We start from the raw sequence: 4,515 nt of genomic DNA, 5'->3' as shown, positions 1-4,515 counted from the left end.
AATTTTTAAAGTGTTAACATTTCCGTTACTATTAAGATATTAGTTATTTTTAATACACTTAATTATTAGTGGAAGTATTTTTTATTGTTCAGTGTATGTGAACAATTTAAAGAATAAAGGATTCTCTCAGATTCAATAATGAACGTCCATGGAAAATAGGAGTGGCTCCTAATGTCTGTCTGGGTAAAAATATCATTGACTTTCACCTTAAAAAATTCTAAAAAGGAAACCTGTAAGCTATGAATATGATGAATAAACATACAAAGGCGTCAATTGGATCGGTATTGACTCAGTTCAATGTCAAATGAATAAGCGAATAAAAGTTTGGGGATCTGGGTGATGATCTTAAACCAACAATCTTAAATGAAGACGTAGCAAAGGAAATCTCATTAATACTTCCTGGAGTTTTAAAGGATATTTTAGAAGGAAAAATACGTGGAAGAACGATTGTTAATCTATAATTTACTTAGTTTAAATCACAACAGATATACATCAGTTAATTTGAACATTTATGCTTAAAACGCCTCAGATTTTGTCTGAGGCGTTTTAATCTATATTGGTGTCTTAGATCTTTCATGCTAAGAAATAATTTAGTTCCAACCACTATATTATTTATTCAACAACCTGGAGAGTGACGTCAATATTCCCTCTAGTTGCTTTTGAGTATGGACAGAACTCATGAGCCTTATGTACAAGGTCTTCTAATTTTCCCTTTTCCACACCAGTCCCTTTTACTTGCAACGTTACGGCAATTTTGAATCCTTGATCAGCCTCATCTTTTAAGAAATCTACATTTGCCGTTACTTGTGATTCGAATTTGACATGTTCTTGCCTTGCAATGTGCTGTAAAGCTCCATCAAAACAGGCGGAGTAACCACAAGCGAACAACTGTTCAGGGTTGGTAGCGTTTGGGAATTCTTTCGCTCTTGGGGAGCCTGGCATTGCTAAATCGAGTTTTAGCTTTTCATCAGACGATTCAACTCTACCTTGTCTTCCTCCACGAGCTGTTGCAGATGATGTGAATAATGGTTTTGTAGTCATCGATATTCTCCTTTTTGAGGATTATGTCTTGCCTTAATGTTCACAAAGATAGAGCTTATTACCCTTTACTCAAAACTTAGCATTTTGAAAAATCGGAAATTTTCCGACTAGCTTTTCTTTTCGATCAGAATTTTATTGGTTCGCTTTTTTAACCCACTCCGCAACTGTAACGGTACGTTTAGCTTGATGTTTAACAGCTGCCTGAACATCTTCGATCATTTTCCCATCTTGTCCAACAGTAACACTTGTTCCATAAGGGTTACCACCTGCTCCGAAGGTGACTGGATCTGTATAACCAGGAGCTGCTACAATTGCACCCCAATGATACATGGTGGTATACAGGGATAAAATTGTTGCCTCTTGACCGCCATGAGGATTTTGTGCAGAAGCCATGGCGCTTACTACTTTGTTTACAAGCTTTCCGTTAAACCATAAACCTCCAGTTGTATCCAAAAATTGCTTCATTTGTGCAGGCATGTTACCAAATCGCGTAGGTACACTGAAGATAATGGCATCTGCCCATTCTAAATCATTTAATGTTACTTCAGGTACTGCCTTCGTTGCTTCAACATGAGCTTTCCAACCTGGATTTCCTTCAATAACTGATTGTGGTGCAAGTTCAGGGACTTTTAATACTTTTACTTCAGCACCCGCTTCTTTCGCTCCTTCTTCAGCCCATTTTGCTAATTGATAGTTTGTTCCACCCATGCTGTAATAAATTACGGCTAATTTTACATTTGTCATTGTTTCGATCTCCTTTTCTGATGAATCCCCAAATAGTTTAGATAAAAAACCCATTTTAATACACCACCTATTTTCTCAATCATTTTCAATTAATATTCAAATAAAGCCGTTCTTTTTTTTGTTTCTTTTCAAAAACAGTTGATTTACATTATTTAATTATAGTTTGCGATACCAATGAGCCGCGGCTTCTACCTCTTCACCGGTTAACTGATGGCCTCTATTCTCCCAATGAAGTTCAACCCTTGCGTTTGCATCCTCAAGTAACGATTGAAGTTCAGCCGATTCCAATGGTGAGCAGATTGGGTCATTTGTTCCAGCAGCAATAAATACTGACTTCCCTGACAAATCTGGAAGATCAATTCCTTTTCTCGGCACCATTGGATGATGAAGAATGGCACCCTTCAATGCATTTTGATAGTGGAATAATAAACTTGCCGCAATATTTGCACCATTAGAATACCCGATAGCAATAATATTATTTCGGTCAAAATCATATTTTTGTGATGCTTCATCGAGAAACTCATTTAATTCTTTTGTTCGGAATATTAAATCTTCTTCATCAAATACTCCTTCAGCTAATCTTCGGAAAAATCGCGGCATTCCATTTTCCAATATATTTCCCCGAACACTTAATACTGAAGCCTCCTCATCAATTCTTCCCGCAAGTGGCAGCAGGTCTAATTCATTTCCACCTGTACCGTGCAGCAACAGTAAAGTTGGTTTTGATGGATCAGTCCCCTTATTAAATATATATTTCATCATTTATCTCCTTCCAGAACGCGAACCTCCACATGGGGTAAGGTTTCTTCTAATTCTTCACGCTTTGACTCTAACCATGAAGGTAACATAAGTTTTTTTCCAAGTTCAGCGACAGGTTCATCAACCGTAAAGCCTGGCGGGTCGGTCGCTATTTCGAAGAGGATTCCCCCTTCTTCATGAAAATAAAGAGCTTTAAAGTAGTTCCGATCAAGAATTTCTGTCGGATGATATCCCTTATCTTGGAGAAGCATTCTCCACCTGCTGTGGTCTTCGTCATCCTTAGCTCTCCATGCTATATGGTGAACCGTTCCTGCCCCCATTAGTCCACGGACTGTGGGATTTAGCATGATATCAATAGTATTTCCAAGTTGTCCTTCAGCTTTAAATCTTAAGAATTCATCTTCTTGCCCAATGCATTCCAATCCCATAATATTTTCCAGCATGTCTGTGGTCTTATGCGGCTGAGCAGACAAAAGAACAGCGCCGCCAAACCCTTTAATAGCATTCTCTGCCTGAACTCCCCCAAAGTTCCAATTATTCATTGGTCCTTCATCACGTTCAATCAGTTCAAGCTGAAGACCATCAGGGTCATTACATTTCAAATAACTTTCCCCAAACCGAACGGATGAAATAAATTCAATATTGAATTTTTGCAAGCGTTTCTTCCAAAATTGAATCGAGCCCTTTGGGATAATATAACTTGTCACACCCACCTGTCCTGTTCCAATTCGACCTTTTAGCTGTTTAGGCCATGGAAAAAAAGTGATAACCGTTCCAGGCTGGCCCTTTTTATTTCCAAAATAAAGATGATAAACCTCTGGACGATCAAAATTTATCGTTTTTTTAACGAGCCTTAACCCAAGTACACCAGCATAAAAATCAATAGTCCTTTGAGCATCGTTTACCATCGCACTTATATGATGGATCCCTGCTGTTTTTTGCATCTTTATCTACTCCATTTCAGTAATGGGATTGAATTTAACCTTCTCTATCTGTATCTACGGCTAGGTACATCGAAACAATTATTCCTTTTCGTGAATTACTCTAATTCTCTTACTTCAATCGGAATCAATACTTGCTCAATTTCTCCTCTATGCGGTTCGTATTGTGATGGCAACATCAATTTTTCTCCCATCGTCGCCAATGATTCATCATGAGTAAATCCTGGAGGATCTGTTGCAATTTCAAATAGAATTTCCCCATGTTCTCTAAAGTAAATGGCATTAAAGTAGTTTCGATCCTGTACAGGTGTAACACCATAACCGTTCGCCTCAACATACCTCTTCCAATCCAATTGATCCTGGTCATCTTTAGCGCGCCATGCAATGTGGTGTACTGTTCCTACACCCATTTGACCGCGTCCAATAGGAGTTAATTTTAGGTCGATAATATTTCCGATATCTGCAGAAGAACGATAACGAGCGAAATCTCCTTCTTTTCCGATTAATTCAAGTCCCATTACATTTTCTAACAATTCTCCGGTTTTATTAGGTTGTGCAGATAAAAGAGTTGCGCCGCCAAACCCTTTGATAGCAACTTCAGGAGTTACCCCACCGAAAGTGAATGTATTGACTTCCCCTCCTTCTCTTTCCACAATTTCCAAGTGAAGTCCATGTGGATCATCAAATTCTAAATATTGCTCTCCAAAGCGTTCCATTTTAGTGAATGAAACGTTGAATTTTTCCAATCTATTTTCCCAAAATTCCATAGCGCCCTTCGGAACAACATAAGAAGTGACCCCTACTTGACCATCACCAATAATTCCTTGACGAGCACCAGCCCATGGGAAAAAGGTAATAATCGTACCCGGTTTTCCGCCTTCATTACCGAAATAAAGATGATAAGTACCAGGATCATCAAAATTTACCGTTTGTTTCACTAATCGTAACCCTAGAACTCCAGCATAGAAATCTACATTTTCCTGCGGATGCCCTACAATTGCTGTTATATGGTGAATACCCATCGTTTTCT

General features: G+C 38.4%; 5 protein-coding genes. All 5 read right to left on the bottom strand.

From position 1 onward, the window contains the following. Positions 1-612: 612 nt before the first annotated feature. Positions 613-1,041 (bottom strand): organic hydroperoxide resistance protein, encoded by a 429-nt coding sequence (locus V7161_RS28535; protein WP_335716170.1) that lies wholly within the window; start codon positions 1,039-1,041, stop codon positions 613-615. A gap of 132 nt (positions 1,042-1,173) precedes the next feature. Beyond that, positions 1,174-1,839 (bottom strand): NAD(P)H:quinone oxidoreductase, encoded by a 666-nt coding sequence (gene wrbA / locus V7161_RS28530; protein WP_168244441.1) that lies wholly within the window; start codon positions 1,837-1,839, stop codon positions 1,174-1,176. A gap of 102 nt (positions 1,840-1,941) precedes the next feature. Continuing rightward, positions 1,942-2,547, bottom strand: coding sequence for an alpha/beta hydrolase (locus V7161_RS28525; protein ID WP_335716169.1), 606 nt, complete (start codon positions 2,545-2,547; stop codon positions 1,942-1,944). Further along, positions 2,544-3,488 (bottom strand): ring-cleaving dioxygenase, encoded by a 945-nt coding sequence (locus tag V7161_RS28520; protein ID WP_335716168.1) that lies wholly within the window; start codon positions 3,486-3,488, stop codon positions 2,544-2,546. The genes V7161_RS28525 and V7161_RS28520 overlap by 4 nt, the downstream gene beginning before the upstream one ends. Positions 3,489-3,583: 95 nt before the next feature. Further along, on the bottom strand, positions 3,584-4,515 hold a 932-nt coding region (locus V7161_RS28515; protein ID WP_335716167.1), incomplete at its 5' end, for a ring-cleaving dioxygenase.

The sequence above is a fragment of the Neobacillus drentensis genome, assembly GCF_036965425.1.
Taxonomy (GTDB): domain Bacteria; phylum Bacillota; class Bacilli; order Bacillales; family Cytobacillaceae; genus Neobacillus; species Neobacillus drentensis_F.
The sequence above is the reverse complement of the archived record's forward strand: the minus strand, read 5'-3'. Positions and strand labels throughout refer to the sequence as shown.